This is a genomic window from Streptomyces sp. NBC_01669 (assembly GCF_026339735.1).
GTDB classification, from domain to species: Bacteria; Actinomycetota; Actinomycetes; order Streptomycetales; family Streptomycetaceae; genus Streptomyces; species Streptomyces yanii.
The window spans coordinates 28,992-48,140 of record NZ_JAPEQG010000004.1; the positions used below are offsets into that span (position 1 = coordinate 28,992).

Here is a 19,149-nt window from a genome sequence, read left to right on the forward strand (position 1 = left end):
TTCGTCCCCAGGGGTGCAGCGTGCCGTATGGCCTGTCCCGGAAACCCTAACGCCGCGGGCAGTCCTTGTTCCCGGGCTGTTGGTCATGCGGCGAGGGTGAGTATGTCGCGGTAGCGGATGGTGTGAACCGTAGGTGATCGCGTTGCTGGTGGTAGCGCCAGTAGGCGTCGAAGTCGCTGTCCACGGACAGTGGGACGTCCGGGTGAGCGGAGAGTTGATCTCCTTGTGTGCGGACAGCTCATCTCCTTGTCCGGTATGACTTTTCATCCCTCGGACGGCGGTCAGTTGGACGGGGTGAGAGGCTGGACGCCCTGACCGCGGCCACCACAGACATCAACAGCCTCACCACCCGACGCCACCGCACCCGCCGCTCCCCCGCACGTACCCACACATGACCACGTGCCCATAGACGTGCCTGCACCCGGCCGAACCGTCCGAGCAGCACGCCCCGTACCTGGGTCAGTGACACCGGATACGCACCCCGGCCACAAGACGCGGGCGTCGGCGCCCGTGCAGAGCACCAGATCAACCATGCTGGGCGCCACGTGGAGGCACATCTGTACCGGATGACCATGGCTGCTGTCAGTCTTATGCCGATTCACGTCAGTAGGGTGCCGAAGGGCTGCGATACCTGGGGCCTGGAGGGCAGTTCATGCCGTCCGGTTCTCGTGGGAAGGGCCATGATGCAGGGAAGGCGTGATGGTGATCGCGAAAGCGGTCCGGTGGCCGTGTTCCCGCCAGCGTCGGGCCGGGCGGCGGCAATGCCCCGGCTGCTGGACCTCGACAGCCGCGGTGAGCTGAGCGCCGCGCATGTGCGCCTGGTGGCAAAGGCGTTGGGGAAGTCGGAGCGGACAGTGTGGCGGTGGCTGGCCGCTGCCCGCGAGGATCACCGCCTCGCACGGGTGGAGGCGCCCCATTTCACGGTCACCACGGAAGTCCGGCGGCTGCTGGCGCTGTGGGGCGGTAACGCCTCCCGAGTCCACGCCGAGCTGGTACAGCGGGCGGCCGACGATCCGAACGCTCCCGCGGTGCCCTCGCTCTCCACGTTGCACCGGGCGATCCGCCGGGACCTGACCCGCGGCGAGCGGGCCGGGCTGAAGAGCGGGGAAGCCGCCCGCCGTGCTCACGACGTGTTCGGGCAGCGCCCGCCGACGCATCGCAACGCGGCGTGGGAGGGCGACCACAAGCACGTGCCCGTCGAAGTCGATGTAGAAGGCGAGCTGGCCACACCGTGGGTGACCTGGTTCATCGACTGCGCCACCAAGGCGATCACCGGGGCCGCGGTCACCGCGCACGCTCCGAGCCGGGACGCGGTGCTGGCGTCCCTGAGGATCGCGATCACCCGCAGCGAGCCGTTCGGGCCGGTGGGCGGGCTGCCGGGTCAGATCCGGGTGGATCGCGGCAAGGAGTTCTTGTGCGCGACGGTCACCGCGGCGATGGGCGCGCTCGCCGTCCCCGTCACCGATCTGCCCGCCTACACCCCGCACTTGAAGGGCTCGATCGAGGCGTTGAACGACGCGGTGGAGGAGATGTTCCTCGTCTCACTCCCCCGCTACACCGGCCGCCAGAAACTCACCGGTGGCCGGCTCGCCGACCCCGACGCCCCGCCCCTGACCTACGAGGCGTTCGTGGGGCTGCTGCTGGACTGGGTGACCTGGTGGAACACCCTCCATCGTCCCGCCGCGCTGAACGGGGAAACCCCCCTCCAGGCGTGGCAGGCCGACGCGACACCGCTCACGGATGTGTCCGCCGGGCAGCTGGCGACGTTCGCCCTGGAGGACGACGGCCGCACGTACACGATCAGCACGAGCGGGGTGCGGTGGCGCCGCCGGGACTACCTCGCCCCGTGGATGAACGGCCGTACCGGCACCAAAGTCTCGGTACGGCACCTGCCCCACCACGACGACACCATCGAGGTCTTCGACGCCGCCACCGGCCACCACCTCGGATCGGCGTTCCTGGCCGCCGCCGCGAGCCAGGAGCAGATCCGCTCCGTCCAGGCCGCACGGACCGCGGCCGCCCGGCGGCTCAGGGCCGATCTGAAAGCCGCGGAGAAGCTGCGCCGCCGGCGCTTCGAAGCCTCCACCACCGCAGCCCCACCCCGGCCACTCACCTCCCCGACCTCAGCGCAGGCCGAAGAGGAACTGGGCGCGGCGGCGCAGACGGACCGCCGCGCGCTAGCCCGCCCCGATCTCGTTCCGCACGGCCCCGCGCCCGATACCTGGGCCCGCCCCAGGACGGCGCGCACACCTACTGCTGATGAGGACCAAGCTGATGATCGCTGATCTGGACTACGGGCTGCTGCCCGATGAGCGCGAAGACCACTTCCTGGGCCTGGAGCAGGCCCAGTTGGTCGGTACCGACACGCTGCTAACCACCAGGGACAACATCGAGGCCGTCATCGAGGCCAAGGCCATGATGTGCGTCTACGGGCCGGCCGGATCCGGCAAGACGATGTCAGTGAACTCCGCGCTGCGCCACCTCGCCCCGGACATCACCCACCGCCTGGAATTACGGGCCGGACCGACCCCACGCGACATTCGCCACGGCCTGTTCCAGGCACTGGGGCTGCCGGGCGAGCCGCCCGCCCGCCCGATCGAGTTCGACACCCTCCTCAAGGAGCCGCTCTCCGAGGAGTTCCGGGTCCTGGTCTGCGACGAGGCGCAGTGGATGAAGAAGACCGGGTTCGAGTTCTGGCGCCACCTGTGGGACGACAAACGCACTGACATCGCGGTGATCTTCGCCGGAGGCGACGGCTGCTACAAGGTCCTGCGCCGCGAACCGATGCTGGCCTCCAGGATCTTCATCTGGCAGGAATTCACCCGCATGTCCAAGGACGAGGTACGGGCCACGATCCCCGCCTTCCACCCCGTCTGGGCGGACGTGGACACCGCGTTGATCGACGCAATCGACAAACAGGCCGCCCACGGCAGCTTCCGCAACTGGGCGAACATCACCACTCACGTCCTCGCCGGCATGAAGAAACTCAACCTCGGGCAGGTCGACGAAGACCTCGTGCGCTGGGTCTACAGCAAAATTGGCGGCATGTGATGACGGCCGGCGGTCCTCCACCGGTCACCGTCATCAACGACAAGGACGACCACCCCGACTGGACTGCCGCCGCACACAACGCACACGACCCAGCCATGGGATGTCTGACCGTCGACCCCAGCCCCGCCAACGGCGCACCCGCCGCCCTCGCCCACGACATCCTTTACGCCCTGGGCAAACGCCTCCCTCAAGGCGGAGAAACCTACGGAACCTGGGCCGACTCCCAGCGCCCCGCCTGGGACGCGGCCTGCGCCTGGCTACTCGCCCACCACATCGGACACCTGATCGTCTGCCGCACCGACCGCCTCACACACACCCGCTTCAGACAACTACTCACCCTGCGGGAGCGCAGCGGCATCCGCCTCACCCTCCTCTGGCACCGCCCGGTCAGCCCCGCACTGACCACGCTCCTCGACGAAACCCCGCACCACATCATCGGCACCCTCCCCCACGCACGCGTCGCCCTGGAGCAGACAGAACACCCACCGGCCGACATCCCGAGCCCTGAGCAGCACCGGCACTCCGGCCCCGCACCCTGCCAAGACGACGGGCAATGGATCACCCCTCGAGCACCGTTGGACGGCGTAGTGGTGGACCGTCTCGCGCGGACCCCGTGCCAGGGCGCCCCCGCGGGTACCCCTGGCAGCGCCCCACCGTCCCTGCACGGAGACGACTTCACGGCGCGAGACGTCCTCGCCACCCGGCTGACCACAGTGGCCCACCCGCTGCACGCCGCAGCCCTGACCATCCACGCCATCACCGCAGCCGACATCGATCGGCTCGCACTCATCCGCGCCATCGACATCGACGAGAACGCAGCCACCGTCAAAGTCCACGACAGCACCACCCACCGCCGATGCCGGCTCTACCCCCTGCCCACCTGGACACGCCCCCTCATACGCGCCGCCCTCATCCACAGTCAGCTGAAGGACCGCGCCCCGGACAGCCCGCTCTTCCCCCTCATCACCGCCCAAGACGGAGAACAACTCACCCTCACCGCAACAGGAATCCGCTACGCGATCGGCCCCATACGGCAAGAGGATGCTGTTCGCCTTCACCAGGCAGCGCTCACCGGAGCACTCCCACGGCCCTGACCAGCAACAATGCGCTCCACGCTGTACCGACCGGCAACCAACTGACCTACTCAGACGCCAAAAACGTCAGCCCCAGATCGGCATCCATGTCACCACCCGAAACCCACACGGCAACGAACTGACCTGCAGAATCCCCGCATCTCCCACACTGACATCACAATGCCGAACCACCACCGACAAAACCCCGCAGATCATCAGCTCGGCCGCCTGCGCCCCTGGCAGGGGATAGGTGACTGGGCGGTCAACCAGATCCGGTTCACCGGGCCGTGGGTACGAGGCCGGCCTCGACCGCCAGACCAACGGCACAGCGCGGTATCGCTGGACCCCGTCAACGCTGTCGCGCTCCACCTGCGGGTCTGCTTGTTCGTCAGGGCGGTAGGTACCCGCTCGCCGGCCTACAGGCGCCAGAACCGCAAATGGCGACGGATCCTGGACAGCCGCCACCTTGGCCCGGGATTCCTGGTATCTCGGGCCAGCAGGCGATGATCCCGGTCCCGGTTCTGATCGATCTCCGCCGCCGAGTACAGGCGACTCCAGCGGACGCGGCCGTCACGGATCCAGTAGTGCGACTGACACGGAAGTGACCAGTTACCGATCGAGGGGGCGAGGGACACGTTCTCGCCGTCGTAGGTGAAGGACCACTGAGCCGGAGAGAGCGGTGTGACGACTTCGTGGCCGCACCCGCAGCAGCACAGATGGCCACAGGTGCGGTAAGGGATCGAGATGTACAGCACCCCTTCCTCCATCGTCCGGGGGAAGGTCTCGGCGAAGACCGGGCGCAGGGTGTCTTGTGCGGTCACGGCAGGTCCTCGTTGGCAATCTCGTTGGTGATCAGCGAGTACGTGGTGTGGCTCTCGTCGGTGGCGTCGGCGTAGATGCCGATGGCGCGTTTCCATCGGATGACGGCCAGGACGGCGTTGAGCGCGTTCAGGTCGGCGGTCTGGATGTTGCGTGCGTAGGCGTCGCGTTCGGGTGCCGGCTGGGGGATGCGGTGGCGGGCCGTGTCACGGCGGTCCGGGAGGCTGGTGGTGACGCGCAGCAGGCCGCTGAGGCGGCCGTCGATCTCTTCGATGCCCATGCCGACGTCGATGAACGGCACGTCGTGGGCTTCGAGCCATTCCATGACGGGCGGCTTACTCGCCGCGTCGTCGGATGCAAGGAACACGAACGTCGCTCCGCTGAGGAGGTCGAGGTTCTCCTCGTCGAGGTACTGCTCGCAGGCGGTCACTCCCCGGTGCATGTTCGCGTAGATCGACGCGAGGTAGGTGGCCTTGGGCGGGCGGCCGCGCAGTATGTCGATGGTGGGGGCGCCAGGCGCTCGGAAAGCGTTGTGGTTCTCGAACGTGTCGCCATCGATGAGGAGGATCGAGTCGACCTCGGTCTTGGCAACCTGGTCGAGGATGTAGCTTCCGCTTCCTCCGAGGCCGACGATCACGATGCGGTGGCCTCGGAACCGGCGGTTGACGGCCGCGATGCCGGCGCGGGATGTGGCGGTGTCCCGGTAGACGAAGGGGCTCTCGTCCTCGATCTCCTGCCATGCCGCCCCGGGGGTGGGTGTGGCCGAGGGGTCGAGTGCGTGTGCCTGGTCGGCGATGATCCGCGCGTACGCGGTGATCTTCGTGTACTCGTCGGGATAGCCATTGGGGCTGGGTTTGCTGGAGAGCATGAAGTGCGCCTGCATGCCCTCGGCGATCACCCGGGTCTCCGGATTGGCGAGGGCCAGAGGGCGACCGTGCTCGTTGCACGGGGTGGAGCCGCTGAACCAGATGCGGTGGTCGGTGCCGGAGACCAGGCGGTCTCCGCTGACGGTCACGGGGTAGGCGAGGAAGCCGTGCTCGACGATGTGATTCTCGGTGACGTAGGGGATGTGCCGTACGACGATGTGGCCGGCGTGGACGACGATGTCGTAGCCGTCGTCGAGGAGACGGGACAGGTCGGGGTCACGAGCGAGAAGTGCGGTAGACATCGAAGACCATCCCCTTCTTCACTCTGACGCTGTGGCCGGCCGTCAGGCTGCCCGTTCCGTGTCCGTCGTGTCCGCGGCTGTAGCGGACGGTGTAGGTGTCCTGGTCGTTCGGCGGCTGGCCGGGGTAGGCGAGGTCGACGACCTGCTCGTAGGTAATCTCCTTCGCCTCCCAGGTGTGCGGGCGGGCGTTGACGATGATCGTGACGGGCTTGGGCCCGTGGCTGTCCTGGGACATGGGGTCCTCCTGAAGTGGGAAGCGCGTGTTCGGACTGGTGAGTGCCGGGACCGTTTAACGCGCCGCCGCAGGGGGCGGCACGTCTGACGGCGGTTTCGCGATGGCGGTTCAGCGCCGGGGAAGGGCGAGGAGGTTGTTCGTCCACACGCCGTCGGCGCGGGTCCGCAGGTACTTCTCGCCTCGGGTAGGCGTCACCACGGCGACTTCCGTGCGGTGCCCGGCCCGGTCGCTGGTGTAGGCCTTGCCAGCCTGGTCCTCGATCCAAGCGACAATCTGCGCCCGAGTGCTGTCGCCGACGTTTCCAAACGCCTGGTTGGTCCACCAGAGGTGGGTGATGTGCTCGTGCGTGGCGCCGTCGGCCGACAGGCGCACCGCGGTGATCTGAATAGCCATCCTGCTGTTCCTGCGTTCCTGCCGGCAACGTTCCGACGAGTTCCCGCGGCCGGCGCCCGGGTTCCGTGATCACCCTTGGGGTGGGGTGCTTCGCCTGGGACGGACGACGTAACTCGCGAGTAGGGGTGAGCAGGGTGCTGATGGGGTGGCGGGTGGTGGAGTGTCAGGAGCAGTCGAGGCAGCGGTCGCTGTCTGGGGGGAACATCGCGGGCGGGTGCAGGGTGAAGCAGCCCGGACAGTGGCGTTCGGTGACGCGGGGCGGACAGGCGCAGCGGCCGCAGTCGGGGCACTGGGGGGTGCGGCAGCGCTGGCAGGCTGGTTCGAAGGAGCGGTACTCCTCGTCGCAGTTGGCGCAAATGTAGTCGCGGGCCTGGGGGCCGGTGTCGCGGGTGGGCGGGGTGAAGGTGCGCCAGGGGGCAGAGTCGGTGACGAGGACGGCGACGAGGTAGCCGTTCATGGGTGCGGTGTCGGTGTGCAGTTCGCGCCCGAGGATGCCGTCGCGGTAGCGGACCTGGGTCACTCCTTGCACGTGGCCGGAGCCGGTCAGAGCCCGGTCGATGACGGGGATGTCGCCTTGGAAGCTGCCGCGTCGCAGGGGCGGCAGGCCGTGGGAGGCGGCGAAGGCGAGGTGTCCGGTCGTGTCGAGGAGGAGGATGTGGCCGGGGGCGGGGAGGTGCTGGGCGGCTCGTACGCAGACGGCCATGCGGGAGGCGTTGCTCGCGCGCCACAGGTGGGTGATCGCCGAGGCGGTGGGTCCCTTGGGGGCGAGGTACAGGTTGACGGTGGGTGCGGGGAGCAGGATCTCGGCGGCGAACGCATCGCAGGCGGCATCTTCGAGGAGGAGGCCGGCGTCGGGTTCCCTGCTGAAGGGCTCCATGAGGGCGAAGCTGTTCTTCTGCAGGTGGTGGCCCAGTTCGTGCAGGGCGGTGAAGTCCCGCCGTGCGTGGCTGGCGGACGTTGCGACGGACAGGTGGGGTGGCGGGCCGTAGTCGTACGCTCCGGCGACGCTGCATCCCTTTTCCGTCTCGCCCTCGGCGACATCTTTGACGGTGAGCTCGGGCCAGGTCCTCAGTTCCGTGAGGGCGCCTTGTGTGAGGCGTTCGAGGGCGCCGGAGTGGGCCGCTTCGAGTTCCTTGATCATGGCTGCGGCCTGGGTCCGGGCGGCGGCGGCGAGTACGTAGTTGACCACGCGAGGTGCCCCTCTTTTTCTCTATTCGCCCAAACGCAGTTCGAAGTAGCGGTCGGTGCGTGCTGTCCAGTTCGGCTGAGTGCGGTCGTCGTCGCGTGCTGCGAGCGTGTAGATGCCGTAGGCGGCGCGCAGCCGGGCGTTGCGTTCGGTCTCGTTGTACTGAGCGGCGAGCTCTTTGACCTGCGTGCGGCGCAGGGGGCGGTTGAGTTCGTGTACGACGGCTGGCGGCAGGGCGGGGTTGGCCGCGAGGAGGTAGCCGGCGGGCTGGTCGAGGCGCTCGGCAAGTGTGGCGGCCTGGTGGGCGGTGAGGGGCTGCTGTCCCCTCCAGACGGCGAGCGCCTGGGGCGCCGGGAGTTTCAGTTCGGCCGCAAGCTGGGGGGCGGTGATGGCGTGGTCACGAAAGAGCTGGGAGAGGCCTCCCGATCCCTGGGGGGCCCACTGTGCCGAGGCGAGGACCTCAAGGCCTTCGGCGAGGACGGCGCGGTATTCGTTGGCCGCCGCGGACGGGATGGCGTCGCTCCCCCACCGTGTGTCGGTCACGGTGTCGGCGAGCGTGCGGGAGGTGAGGATGTCAGGGCGGGGGGTCAGCTCGCTAACCTGCCGGTCCAGCACACACCACGGAAGCCTTGCCTCCAGGCCCCACCACAGTGCCAGCGGCTGTTCCAAGGTGGTCGCCTGAGCGGGCAGGAACAGGGTGCCGGTGTCGGCGTACCGCTCGAAGGAGGCTGGCACGGCGCGCATGGTGTCATCGTCACTGGCGGCTGTGATCAGCAGCAGTTGGATAGTGTCTTCCCATACGGCACGCCAGATCTGGCCGGGCTTGGGATCCTGGGGTGGTGCGGTGGCCACCTGGTGGACGGCGTGGGGGACCTTCAGTCCCGCCGCGGCGGCCACCAGCCTCTGGTAGGCAGTGGTGTGAACAGAGCTCATGCTGTCTCCCCCGTCTCCTCGGCTGTGGTCCATCAGCGCATTCTCTTCTCACTGGGTCCAGACGACGTAACTGGGGCCGTTCACGAAGGAGCGTCGCTGCGGCGCCGCAGTAGGGCTGACATGACCGCCTGCGGATCACTGTCCGCGGACAGGGCGTCATGAAGCAGTGTCTTGAGGTTCGACAGGACCACAGCTGCGTGGCCCTGCCGGACCTCCAGCCGCTGCGCCGCGTGATGGGCATCCTCGTCCAGGTAGGGAAGCAGCAGGCGCTCATTGGGCGAGAGACGCTGCCAGATGCCCTCGGCCACTTCGTCGCCCCCGGTCGGGTCCGGTGCGACAGTGACCGCGTGCTGATCGACGAGTTCGGCGACGGCCCCATCATCGGCGTATAGCTGAGTGAAGCGGGCCGGTGCCAGGAGCTCGAACCGGGACTCGAGGACCTTGGCGAGGTCCTCCTCTCGTACCGCTCCCTGTGCGTGCTGCAGCACGCACAGCAGGATGGTCTTCAGGGCATGGACCGTCTGCCTGGGGGTTGGGCCGGAATGGTTCCAGCGGGTGACACCAACTCCCGTCACCCGCGCAGCCTGGGCTATGAGAGCGTCGAGGTCCCCCTGCCATACAGCTTCTTCGGCATGCTCGGCCAGTGCCCAGCGCGGCGGGGAGCCCTTGCTCTTGCGGTAGGCCGAGTCCTCGTTCATCAGCCGGGCGATGCGGCGCCGGAGCTTGCCCCGCGGTGTCTTCTTCGCCTCATCGATGAGGTAGTACTTAATCGACGTGAGGAACAAACGTTCCAGCGAAGCATCATCCGTGGCGAGCGCAAAGCAGCCGGTGACGAACTTCTGTCCTTTCCCCTCGCGGGTCAGCATCGCCACGACCACCTCGTAGGCGGCGTCATCGCTCCACTGCGTATGCCCGTCGGGCGGTGGGAAACCGTAGGCACGGCGTACCTGGTGGACCAGCCGCCGTAGCAGGTCGAACGAGACCGGCCCCAGCTGACGCAACCGCGTCAGCTCCTCGAAAGCTCCGTTTGTCACGAGCCACCCCCCGATCCCCTGCCCCGCTCGGCGCGTGCAGCTGCGGGGCCTCGAGACTGCATACAACAACAATCACGTCCCAGGCACGCGACACGCCCACCACTGGAAGAAGGGCCGTGCCTTCAGAAAGCCACGGTCAGCGCCCGCCAAACGACGGCTTCGGGACCGGGGCGTGTCAGCGACGCTTGGACCTGACATGGTCGACTGATGCGAACTCCTCGGGTGCCTTGCCCATGAGAAGAGCGTTGGGGTCGATCAGCTGGACGACGGCCGCGTGCAAGTCTTCCCCTGCCGGATCCTCCTCGCCGTCGTGTCGCCTGGCTACCGCCCTACCTGCCCCCGCAACAAGGTCCGCAAGCTGCAAGGACGGGTGCTCTATCGAGCGGCCGCGCACCAGGTCGCCGAGGTGGTTGGCCTCGATGATGCTGTAGATCAGTCCCATGGCTGCCGCGGCGCGTTCCAGGACATCGAGTTTGTCGTCGGTCAGCAAGCGCTGTTCGTCGGCGAGGACCCGTAGTTTGCCGCCATGGCGGCCGGCAGCGCTGAGGATGACAGCGGGTAGTGCGGGGACGAGCGGGTCCAGGCTGTCGTCCAGGAGGCCGTGCGGTCCCGTAGGTGTCTGCTCTGCCGGACGCTCCCTCGCGAACGCTTCTGCTTCAGGGCGGGTGGCGCGCAGGAGTTCCAGAACATCTGCTGCCTTCTTGGCCTGTGGGGCCTTGCGGCGTCGAGCGCATGCGCAGGATTCACGGATGACCGTGAAGAGGTCATCAACGGTGACCTGGTGGCCTCCGCGGTTCTTCTTGGCGAAGAAGCCGACGGCGGTGGCCATGAGGCGGTCGAAGCCATCGCGCCCGAGGGCTCGCGTTCCTTCGGTGGCCAGGTCCAACGCCATCCGATGGGCCACGCCGTTGCTGACGATGTCGATTCCCCGGCTGTGGCACTGCTCCTCGATCAGGAGGTCTACAAGTTTCGCCGAGACGAAATGATGCTTGTCGATGACGTAGACAGATGCCTGGCGGTGCAACGGGCCGCCAGGAGCGAGTATTTCCGCCAGCAGATGTCGGCGTCGACCGGCTCGCGCGCCGGTGAACATCGACTGGAACTTCACCTCTGGCGCAGCTTTCTGGATCCCCGCCTCGTTCCGCAGCTCGTCAACGATCTCGGCCGCCTCGGTGTCGTCGACAGCCACCGAGCCCAGGGTCATGTAGCGGTCGCCCCCAAAGAGCTGATCACCGCTGTATCCAGATTCGTCGACAGCGATCCAGCGGCCTTCTCCAAGGCCGTCGTCAGTCGGATTCTGGCGGTTGCGGCGGGCGAAGTTCGCGCCCAGCAGGCCCGTGCCAGGGTTCTTCGTATGGTCCCGTTTGATCATTGGGTCATCCTCGCCAGTTCGGGAACCATCGACAACTCGCTTCCCAGAAACCGCTCCGCTCAGCAGCTGCTCCCTCCGCTCAGGGTGCGAGCGAGCGTGATCATTCAGGAGCAGGAAACGGCTCTGACGTGCAGAAACCATGCACCGACCCGAACGAGTGGCGATATGCTTTGGCTGGGCCGAGGCCGAACGTGGCAGGTGGAGCCCCCACCCCGAACGCAGCACGGGGACCGGCAGGTTGAAACCCGCGAACCCTACCCACGGGGCTGGGAAACCTTTGCAGGCGGTGCGGGGTACCGGCTCCCAGCTCAGGCAGTTGGAGGGATTTGTCTGGCTGGGCGGCCGAAGAACTGCGAGGACATCAAGCGCGAGGCGTGAGTGCATACAGCGCCGTGCGGCGATGCTACAGCGCGCGGCCTGGTGTTTCCCAGGGCAGCGGTTTGTCGTGGGGGGCGCTCAGGTGAAGCTGGATCGCGGTGTTGTTCCGGGCCGGTAGTGGGCGACTCCTGCGTACGACATACCCAGCGAGGCGGTGAGTACCTTGATGTCGAGTTCGTCTGCGAGGGTGACCAGGCGGGTGGAGCGCAGGAGGCGTGGCAGCAGGCCGAGGGGGCGATGCTGCCGCGGATGTGAGCGGCGCCAGCGGGGCCGTGGTGTGTCCGGGTGAGGCGCGTGACGAGCACGTGAGGATTGTCCGAGCCCAGCCCGCGTCGGTGTTCTCGGCAGCGCTCAAGTGCTGTCCAGGTCGCTTTGTCCAGTGGGAGGGCTGCTGATCTGCCGGGGAACTGCACGCTCTGGCGGTGGGGGTTGATGCCGCTGTCAGTGAGCAGGCGCAGCTCTGTGATGGTCGCTGCGTGGAGCAGGGCAGCGAGTCCGATGAAGGCCTCGTGCGGGTGGATGTCCCGGCTGGTCGCCCACCGCCGGTACAGGGTTCGCTGCTGGGTTAGCGTGAGGGTGGTGCCGTGAAATCCCCTCTGCTGTACCGCTTTTACCGGGTCGGTGGGGTTGTGGAGGACTGCCTTGGCGCGGTGGGCGTAGGCGAAGAACTGAAGCTCCCCCTTTGACCTGGACAGCCTGATACTGGGACGGAAGGTCCCGGAGGAAGCAGTTACAGGCAGTGAGCAAGAAGAGCAATATGAGCAAGCGGTATACGGCGGAGTTCAAGCGGGATGCCGTTGCGCTGGCGTTGTCGTCGGACAAGACGGTCACCGAGGTCGCCCGGGACCTGGGGGTGAGCCCGGAGGGTCTGCGAGGCTGGGTGAAGCAGGCCAAGGTCGACCGGGGCGAGGGGTCTGCCGGGGCTCTGACCAGCGCCGAGCGCGAAGAACTCGCCCAGTTGCGGCGCAAGGTCCGCGAGCTCGAGAAGACGGTCGACATCCTGGGAAAAGCGACCGCCTTCTTCGCGCAGGACAAGATGAGGTAGACACCGCCACGCGGTGCCGCTTCATCGACGCGGAGAAGGCATCGGGCGGCAATCCCGCCGGTCACAGCGTTGCGCTGCTGTGCCGTGCGCTGGGAGTGCCGCGCTCGACTTACTACGCGCACCGGGCGACGGCGTCGGCGCGTCGAGCCGCGTGGCGCGAGGAGGAGCGCCTCGTGAACGAGATCCGAGTACTCCATGCCGGGTCACGCGGCGCCTACGGGGTCCCGCGGATCCACGCCGCCCTGCGGCGGGCCGGGCGGATCATGAACCTGAAGAAGGTCGAGCGGCTGATGCGCAAGCACCGGATCGTCGGGATCACCCGCCGCCGGCGTCGGGGGCTGACCCGGCAGGCGAAGCGGGCGGTGTTCGCCGCCGATCTGATCGTTCGGGACTTCACCGCAACCCGCCCCGGGATGCGGCTGGTCGGTGACATGACCGAACTCGTCACGCTGGAAGGGAAGTTGTATCTGGCGACCTGCATCGATCTCGCGACGCGGGAGGTGATCGGCTGGGCGATGGCCGACCACCACCGCGCCGAGCTGCCGGTCGCAGCCCTGCGGATGGCGGCCGGACGCGGCACTCTGGAGGACGGCTGCATCATGCATACCGACCGCGGCAGCGAATACACGAGTGACGAATTCCGCACGGAGATACGGAAGTTGCGCATGAGGCAGTCGATGGGGCGTGTCGGTTCTTGTTACGATAACGCTGCCGCGGAAAGCTGGTTCGCCGTTCTCAAAGCGGAGATCGGAACCACCGTCTGGGAGACCCGCGAGGCCGCTCGGGCCGATGTCTTCCGTTACATCGAGATCGAGTACAACCGCAGCCGACTCCGCAGGCACCCCGAGTACGGGTACGTCACCCCGCTCGAAACGAGGATCTTGCTCAGGCAGGACCTCACCCCCGCAGCCTAAAAACCCGCTGTCCAGGCCCCAGGGGGAACTTCAAACTGACGCAGTCCCGCGAGGCGGGAGGCGCGGCGGGCGGGGTTGAGGGCCAGAAAGGATTCCAGGTGTGTGGTGGTGACGCCCGCCCAGCTCGCATGGCCCACGGTGTGAAGGCCGATGGCCAGGTCACGGACGGCGTCCACGCGGATCTCGATGGTTTTCAGCTGGTTCGGCCGTAGTCCCAGCTGCTGGGCCTGCTCACGCTGCTGCAGCAGGAAGTCGGCGAATCCGGCGACCTGGGGGCGCAGGGCGGCGGGGGTGGCCTCGATGCGGCGTGCGCGGCGGGCTGCTGCCCGTTGGTCGACGAGGCCCGGCGGCAGGTCGAGGTAGCCGTGGGTTCGGAAGAAGTCGGTGAGTGCTCCGACAAGTTCGGGGGCGTCGTTTCGAGCGTGGGCAAGCAGGGTGCGGGGCTCGGAGGTTGTTGCCGAGAGGACAAGGCGCGCGGTGGTGGCGACGACGTCGGCCGCATAGATCGGGTGGCGGTGCTCCGCCAGGTGAGCGGCGAGGTCGCTCCACCAGAAGGGCGGGGTGGGCATGCGCTCTGCCCAGCCGGCCGCACGGGTCAAGACGGTGCGCGGTGAATGCTCGTAGCAGCGCTTGCACAGCTCTTTGGCCCACTGGCCGCTGGTGCCGCACCGCTCACAGCGTGCCGGGGGCTCAGCGGTGATGGGGGTGCTGCAGGGTCGGCAGCGCTGGGTCCCCGCGTCGAGGACGCGTCGGCGTCCGCAGTGCTGGCACTTCCCTCGTCCGGGTTGTCCGGCGGTGCGGCGTCGGCACGCCGCGCACTGCACTTGTGCTGATCGGCGAGGGGCGCCGCAGGTGGCGCAGGTACGCGAGCACCAGGCGCAGCGGCCGGTGTCGGGGCGCAGCCAGCGCAGTCGGTGGCAGGCCGGGCAGGTGTCCTTGACGGTCCGGGATGCGGCACCGGCGGTCGCGGGCGGGTTCGTTTCGGGGTGGGGTGCGGTCACAGCGGTGGTAGGGATCGGTGGCGGGGTACGGACTGCTGCGGGGGCGGTGGGACCGGGTCAGGGACAGTGCGTGGCGGCGAAGCTGAAGACGCGACGGGCTCGCTCAGGGTCAAGACGTCGCCCGGAGTGCAGTCGAGGGCAGCGCACAGCGCGGCCAGCGTGGACAGCTTCACCTGGGAGGGCTGCTTGGTGAACAGCACGGACACCGATGCCGCGGACAGTTCGAGGCCGGCCCTCTCGGCCAGCAGACGGCGCAGTTCGGTGCCTGTCCAGATGCCGCGCTGTGCCGCGGCCATCCGTAGCTTCCACTCCACCTGGGGTGGCGGGGCGGCAGAGGCGATGGCGTGCAGTTCGGGTGTGGTCATCGGTGCTCCTGCCCGTGGGTCAGCCGGCCAGGCCGGTGATGGCGGTGGCAGTAGCGCGGCGCCAGGCGTCCTCGACGAAGTTGAGGGAGGGGCGTACGTAGGCCATGGTCGCGGCGATGTGCCGGTGTCCCAGGAGCTGCTGGACGGTGAGCAGGTCCATGCCCTGTTCGTAGTGGTGGGTCGCGCAGGCGCGGCGCAGGTCGTGGGGAGCGAACCGGTCGCCTTCGGGCCGGGCTTCCATATCCAGGAGGAGGGCCAGGCGATCTCGTACGGTTTCCGGCTTCAGCGGTTGTCCGTGGACATCGCAGAACAGCGGGGCTGTATCCGGGAACAAGGGGCGGACGTCACTCTGGTACCAGGCAAGGATCCGGTCCAGGCTGTCGAGCATGGGAGCCCATCTCGGGCGCGGTCCCGAGGCATTGGCCGCCTTGCCGAACCGTACGTGGAGCTTGCCTGATGGGCCGAGTTCGGGGTGAACGTCGCACTGGTCGAGGCGGACCGCTTCGCTCACCCGAGGCGCGCAGTGGTAGAGAGTGCGCAGCAGCGCATAGTCCCGTGCCGCGGCCGGATAGTCAGACGTGGTGGTCAGGCGGGCACGCGCGAAGGCGAAGAACGCTGTCAGGCGCTCGGCCGTGGGCGGCAGCCGAAGAGGGGATGTGTCGTCGTAGACGTGACGCAACCGGTTGAACCGGTCCAGCGGATCACCCATGGGAACGCCGTACAGAGCGCGGATCTCTGTGGCGTAGCGGTCCTGGACGAAGCCGTGGAACGTGCGCAGCATCTGCAGGTACTGGCGCCTGGTCCCCGCGGCCCTGCCCGCACGCAGCAAATCCCTGAGCATCGCATCCACGTCCGCCGGCTCGAGCTGCCATACCGGCCGTTCGAAATGGTTCAACACCCGTTCCAGCAGCGACGTGTAGCAGCCGATCGTCGTGGCGGCAAAGCCCCGTACCACCCACGTCGAGGCGAACGCCTGCGTGCAGCGGGCCTGGAAAGCCCACGCATCCGGCGCCTGACTGGCATCGGGCGCCGGATCGGCAAGCCCGCCCTCGATCAGCCGGAGAAACCGCTCCCCCATACCCCACCGCCATCTCGCAACAACCCTTACTTTTAAGGCGGCACCTGAACCATGCGCGTGCCACCGAAGCCATCAACGAGACACCTGAAGAAAAGCAACCCCTGCCTTACGCACAACCCCGTAACCCACACGCCTCCCCGTTCAGCCACTGCGCCTCGTCCACGAGGAAAGTACGGGGCCGCTCGGCCAGGGCTGTTTTCAGGAGGCGATCGAACTCACTGGGGTGCCGGGGCGGCTCGCCGGCCAGGTTGAGAGCGTCGAAAAGTTCGTAGCGAACCGCACGGGCGGTAGGACGGGCACGGAAGGTGACCCTGCAGACCTCCTCACCCCGGGAGCCCTCGAGTTCGCGCAGACAGGTATTGACGGCGAGAGTCTTACCGAACCCCGCACCGCCATGGATACACATCATCGCCCGCGCAGCGACCGTGTCCATGATGTTCTCCCGCGCCGTCAACAGCGCCCGGGTCGTCACCACCTGCGCGTCAGGCAGGCCGACGTACTGGTAGGACGGGGCGGTCATCGCTCTGCTCCGTTCGGCTCGCCGACGCCGCCGGCCGCCTCGTCGGCGGGCGAGGCTCCCGGGCCCTGGCGGGTACGGGCCGCCAACGACGGCGGGGTCCGCCAGTCGGCCGGAGCCGCGGCCGGCGGAATCAGGTCCGGCAACGCCAGCCGCGACAGGTCCGACCGCTCGACTGCCGCCAACTCTGCGCTGGCCTCCACCGCGGTCACCGCCCCCAACCGCTGGGGCTTCCCTGGACGGGTGGATGCGGCGTAGCGCTCACGCTGCGCCGCCTTCAGATCCTGCCGCAATCGGCGGGTACGGGCCGCCCGCGCCGTTCGCACCGCGCTGATCTGCTCCGGCGTGGCAGCGTCCGCCAGCTCGGCGGGCCCCAGGTACCGGCCGGTGACGTCGTCGAAGACCTCGATGCGGTGCTCGTGATGCGGCATGAACCGCACCCGGACCCTCAGGCCGCTCTGGCCCGTCATCCACGCACCCACGTAGTCACGGCTCCTGAACCGGACACCGCGCGTGGAGATCACCCGGGGCCGGCCGGTCTCTTCCAGCGTGAACGTCCACAACTCATCCGCGCTGATCTCGCGCAGCGGGGACGGATCCGCCTCCCAGGCTTCCAGCGGGGTCTTCCCGCCCAACGGATCCGGGTGGTGAACGGTGTTCCACCACGACACCCAGGCCAGCAGCCGGGCGGTGAAGTCCTCGAAGTCGAGGAGCATCTCTTCCTTCGGCCGTGCACGGCGCCGACCCGGGCGCGGCTGACGGACGTACCCGGGCAGAGCGGCCAGGAACATCGACTCCACCGCCCGGTTCAGACCCTCCACCGTGCCCTTGAGGTGCGGGGTGTAGGCGGGCAGATCCTCCACTGTCACGTTAAGGACATCGAACGCGGCCGTCACCGTCCTCGACAGGAAGTCCTTGCCCCGGTCCACGCGTACCTTCTCCGGCAGCCCGCCCTGCGGCCCGTAAGGCTCCTCGCGCAGCACAGCCGCCCGCAACGCGGCCAGCACCGACTCCCGCGACGGATGCCCCGGAGTCACCGCGACACCCATGATCGCGTTCGACGCGCAGTCCACAAACCAGGTGATCCACGGCCGGCGTGCGCGGCCATCCACATCAACCAGGACCGGCGCCTGGACGTGATCGGTCTCCCACACCTGATTCCGCCATCCCCGCGGCCGCGACAAGAACACGTCATGAGCCCGCGCCGCCCGCTCCCCTCCCGTGAGACCAGCCCGCTCCCCCGGCAACAGATCACGCCGGATCGCGCGATGCAGCGTCGGGACCGACGGCGGAGGGGCACCCTCGCCCCTGGCCGCGCGAGCGGTCAGCTCACGGTGAACGGCCGCCACGTTCCCCTTCCACAACCCGAGCAGAGCCCGAACCTCCGGGGTGACCGTGAACCGGTCACGGGACTGCGCCCGCTCGCCAGGACATTCAGCCGCACTCTCGTCGCGCTCGGCAGCGGCCAGCCACCGCCACACCGTCCGCTCCTTCACCTGAAGGGCCTCGGCCATCAACCGCACATGCCGGGACGCGAGCGCCCCGTCCCGCCGCAACGCGAGCAGCCGGCGCACAGCCGGCCCCCGAAGAACCACAGCCGAGACCGCCGGCAGCCCCGCGGTCTCCCCCAACACCCGATCTTCGGACTCCACCCCTCGATCAGACCGCGCCCACCGGCCTCACCCCCATAAGAACTCTCGAACCTGAGACAGCGTCACCCCCCATGAGATAACGCCTCATGACAGCAAAATCTCTCACCCCATGACAGTGAAACCAGACGACCAACACCGCTCTGACCAGCAACAAGAACCCACAACAACAATCCCCGCCACTGACCCTCACCACCACTGACACCAACCCGAGAGATCGCATCCAGTACTCGGGCGAATGAACTGGAAGAGCTCGGCATGGTGTGGGACACCGCCGACGCACAGTTCGCCGAGAACCTCGCCGCCGCCCGCGCCTACTACTCAGAGGCCCGCACCCTGGCCGCACCCCGCCACGCCACCGCCCTCGACAAACCCGTCGGGCAATGGCTCACCAACCTCCGGCGGCCCGGCGGACTTGGCAAGGACCCCGAGCGAGCTGCTCGGCGCGCCAAGCAGTTGGCCGCCATCGACCCCGACTGGAATCCGGGAGGGTTGGGGTGGACCGTCGACTGGCAACGCCACTACACCGGCCTGAACGCCCTCCTCGCGGCCGGCGGAACACTGGACGAGATCCTGCCCGGCGTCACGTACCGCGGCGACGACATCGGTCGCTGGCTCGCACGGCAGGCACGGGACTGGACGCAACTCAACACCGAACAGCAACACCGCCTGAGCGAGATGGGCATGAAACCGGCTGCACGGCCCCAGAAGACCGCAACGCAAACCAACACGAAGGCTGGGGCAACGAAGGGCTCCGACGCGTTCCAGCGGGGCGTAGCAGCCCTCACGCAATACATTGCGCGAGAGGGGAAACACGTGGTCGGAAGGCAGCACGTCGAAGAACTCCCCGACGGCACGATGGTGCGGTTGGGTGTGTTTCTAAGCAACCAGAAAACCCGACGCCACCGACTCACCGACCAGCAGCTCGCAGCCCTCGC

Annotated in this window: 19 protein-coding genes; 6 read left to right on the forward strand and 13 right to left on the reverse strand. The window is 68.0% G+C overall.

The window, feature by feature from the left end; translation table 11 throughout:
- Positions 1-761 precede the first annotated feature (761 nt).
- From OG972_RS49070 to OG972_RS49080, 3 genes are read left to right on the forward strand one after another with little or no spacing between them, the layout of a single operon-like run.
- Positions 762-2,285 carry a Mu transposase C-terminal domain-containing protein gene (locus OG972_RS49070; RefSeq protein WP_266993761.1) on the forward strand — a complete coding sequence of 508 codons (1,524 nt, stop codon included), beginning with the start codon at positions 762-764 and terminating at the stop codon, positions 2,283-2,285.
- The gene (locus OG972_RS49075) at positions 2,275-3,051 is read left to right on the forward strand and encodes an AAA family ATPase (RefSeq protein WP_266993763.1); all 777 of its coding nucleotides are present in this window, start codon (positions 2,275-2,277) and stop codon (positions 3,049-3,051) included. The genes OG972_RS49070 and OG972_RS49075 overlap by 11 nt, the downstream gene beginning before the upstream one ends.
- Positions 3,051-4,145 carry a hypothetical protein gene (locus tag OG972_RS49080; protein ID WP_266993765.1) on the forward strand — a complete coding sequence of 365 codons (1,095 nt, stop codon included), beginning with the start codon at positions 3,051-3,053 and terminating at the stop codon, positions 4,143-4,145. The genes OG972_RS49075 and OG972_RS49080 overlap by 1 nt, the downstream gene beginning before the upstream one ends.
- A 395-nt stretch (positions 4,146-4,540) precedes the next feature.
- On the opposite strand, the gene OG972_RS49085 is transcribed toward OG972_RS49080, so the two are convergent.
- The 8 genes from OG972_RS49085 to OG972_RS49120 form a co-directional block, all read right to left on the reverse strand.
- Complete coding sequence (locus OG972_RS49085; protein ID WP_266993767.1) at positions 4,541-4,945, reverse strand: DUF6527 family protein; 405 nt, start codon at positions 4,943-4,945, stop codon at positions 4,541-4,543.
- Positions 4,942-6,111, reverse strand: coding sequence for a ThiF family adenylyltransferase (locus tag OG972_RS49090; RefSeq protein ID WP_266993769.1), 1,170 nt, complete (start codon positions 6,109-6,111; stop codon positions 4,942-4,944). Before OG972_RS49090 ends, OG972_RS49085 begins: the two co-directional genes overlap by 4 nt.
- Positions 6,086-6,346, reverse strand: coding sequence for a multiubiquitin domain-containing protein (locus OG972_RS49095; protein ID WP_266993771.1), 261 nt, complete (start codon positions 6,344-6,346; stop codon positions 6,086-6,088). The genes OG972_RS49090 and OG972_RS49095 overlap by 26 nt, the downstream gene beginning before the upstream one ends.
- 108 nt (positions 6,347-6,454) lie before the next feature.
- The gene (locus tag OG972_RS49100) at positions 6,455-6,739 is read right to left on the reverse strand and encodes a DUF3892 domain-containing protein (RefSeq protein WP_266993773.1); all 285 of its coding nucleotides are present in this window, start codon (positions 6,737-6,739) and stop codon (positions 6,455-6,457) included.
- 163 nt (positions 6,740-6,902) lie between these two features.
- A complete protein-coding gene (locus OG972_RS49105) occupies positions 6,903-7,928 on the reverse strand; it encodes an ImmA/IrrE family metallo-endopeptidase (protein ID WP_266993775.1) in 1,026 nt (341 codons plus the stop codon).
- A gap of 21 nt (positions 7,929-7,949) precedes the next feature.
- Complete coding sequence (locus OG972_RS49110; protein ID WP_266993777.1) at positions 7,950-8,858, reverse strand: hypothetical protein; 909 nt, start codon at positions 8,856-8,858, stop codon at positions 7,950-7,952.
- A gap of 80 nt (positions 8,859-8,938) precedes the next feature.
- Positions 8,939-9,892: a hypothetical protein gene (locus tag OG972_RS49115; protein ID WP_266993779.1), complete on the reverse strand. Its 954-nt coding sequence runs from the start codon at positions 9,890-9,892 to the stop codon at positions 8,939-8,941.
- 175 nt (positions 9,893-10,067) lie between these two features.
- Entirely contained in the window at positions 10,068-11,264 is a 1,197-nt protein-coding gene (locus tag OG972_RS49120; protein ID WP_266993781.1) for a DUF3800 domain-containing protein, read from the reverse strand.
- A gap of 1,117 nt (positions 11,265-12,381) precedes the next feature.
- Between OG972_RS49120 and OG972_RS49125 the strand changes: the two genes are divergently transcribed.
- Complete coding sequence (locus tag OG972_RS49125) at positions 12,382-12,687, forward strand: transposase (protein WP_266992856.1); 306 nt, start codon at positions 12,382-12,384, stop codon at positions 12,685-12,687.
- A 23-nt stretch (positions 12,688-12,710) separates the two neighbouring features.
- Positions 12,711-13,601 carry an IS3 family transposase gene (locus OG972_RS49130; RefSeq protein WP_266993048.1) on the forward strand — a complete coding sequence of 297 codons (891 nt, stop codon included), beginning with the start codon at positions 12,711-12,713 and terminating at the stop codon, positions 13,599-13,601.
- Here OG972_RS49130 and OG972_RS49135 read toward each other — a convergent pair.
- The 5 genes from OG972_RS49135 to OG972_RS49155 all read right to left on the reverse strand — a co-directional run bounded on the left by OG972_RS49135 (position 13,598) and on the right by OG972_RS49155 (position 18,214).
- Positions 13,598-14,170, reverse strand: coding sequence for a hypothetical protein (locus OG972_RS49135; protein ID WP_266993783.1), 573 nt, complete (start codon positions 14,168-14,170; stop codon positions 13,598-13,600). The genes OG972_RS49130 and OG972_RS49135 overlap by 4 nt on opposite strands.
- A 428-nt stretch (positions 14,171-14,598) precedes the next feature.
- Positions 14,599-14,967, reverse strand: a complete 369-nt coding sequence (locus tag OG972_RS49140) for a helix-turn-helix transcriptional regulator (RefSeq protein ID WP_266993785.1) — start codon at positions 14,965-14,967, stop codon at positions 14,599-14,601.
- 19 nt (positions 14,968-14,986) lie between these two features.
- Complete coding sequence (locus OG972_RS49145; RefSeq protein WP_266993787.1) at positions 14,987-16,045, reverse strand: tyrosine-type recombinase/integrase; 1,059 nt, start codon at positions 16,043-16,045, stop codon at positions 14,987-14,989.
- Between the two features lie 106 nt (positions 16,046-16,151).
- Positions 16,152-16,565, reverse strand: a complete 414-nt coding sequence (locus OG972_RS49150) for an ATP-binding protein (protein WP_266993789.1) — start codon at positions 16,563-16,565, stop codon at positions 16,152-16,154.
- Positions 16,562-18,214 (reverse strand): Mu transposase C-terminal domain-containing protein, encoded by a 1,653-nt coding sequence (locus OG972_RS49155; RefSeq protein ID WP_266993791.1) that lies wholly within the window; start codon positions 18,212-18,214, stop codon positions 16,562-16,564. The genes OG972_RS49150 and OG972_RS49155 overlap by 4 nt, the downstream gene beginning before the upstream one ends.
- 255 nt (positions 18,215-18,469) lie before the next feature.
- Between OG972_RS49155 and OG972_RS49160 the strand changes: the two genes are divergently transcribed.
- On the forward strand, positions 18,470-19,149 hold a 680-nt coding region (locus OG972_RS49160), incomplete at its 3' end, for a helicase associated domain-containing protein (RefSeq protein ID WP_266993793.1).

Excerpts from the sequence above, each read along its gene's own strand:
- OG972_RS49075 (WP_266993763.1), top strand. The coding sequence starts at position 2,275 with ATGATCGCTGATCTGGACTACGGGCTGCTGCCCGATGAGCGCGAAGAC.
- OG972_RS49150 (WP_266993789.1), bottom strand. The coding sequence starts at position 16,565 with ATGACCGCCCCGTCCTACCAGTACGTCGGCCTGCCTGACGCGCAGGTG.
- OG972_RS49145 (WP_266993787.1), bottom strand. The coding sequence starts at position 16,045 with ATGGGGGAGCGGTTTCTCCGGCTGATCGAGGGCGGGCTTGCCGATCCG.
- OG972_RS49135 (WP_266993783.1), bottom strand. The coding sequence starts at position 14,170 with ATGCCCACCCCGCCCTTCTGGTGGAGCGACCTCGCCGCTCACCTGGCG.
- OG972_RS49080 (WP_266993765.1), top strand. The coding sequence starts at position 3,051 with ATGACGGCCGGCGGTCCTCCACCGGTCACCGTCATCAACGACAAGGAC.
- OG972_RS49095 (WP_266993771.1), bottom strand. The coding sequence starts at position 6,346 with ATGTCCCAGGACAGCCACGGGCCCAAGCCCGTCACGATCATCGTCAAC.
- OG972_RS49140 (WP_266993785.1), bottom strand. The coding sequence starts at position 14,967 with ATGACCACACCCGAACTGCACGCCATCGCCTCTGCCGCCCCGCCACCC.
- OG972_RS49100 (WP_266993773.1), bottom strand. The coding sequence starts at position 6,739 with ATGGCTATTCAGATCACCGCGGTGCGCCTGTCGGCCGACGGCGCCACG.
- OG972_RS49070 (WP_266993761.1), top strand. The coding sequence starts at position 762 with ATGCCCCGGCTGCTGGACCTCGACAGCCGCGGTGAGCTGAGCGCCGCG.
- OG972_RS49120 (WP_266993781.1), bottom strand. The coding sequence starts at position 11,264 with ATGATCAAACGGGACCATACGAAGAACCCTGGCACGGGCCTGCTGGGC.
- OG972_RS49090 (WP_266993769.1), bottom strand. The coding sequence starts at position 6,111 with ATGTCTACCGCACTTCTCGCTCGTGACCCCGACCTGTCCCGTCTCCTC.
- OG972_RS49110 (WP_266993777.1), bottom strand. The coding sequence starts at position 8,858 with ATGAGCTCTGTTCACACCACTGCCTACCAGAGGCTGGTGGCCGCCGCG.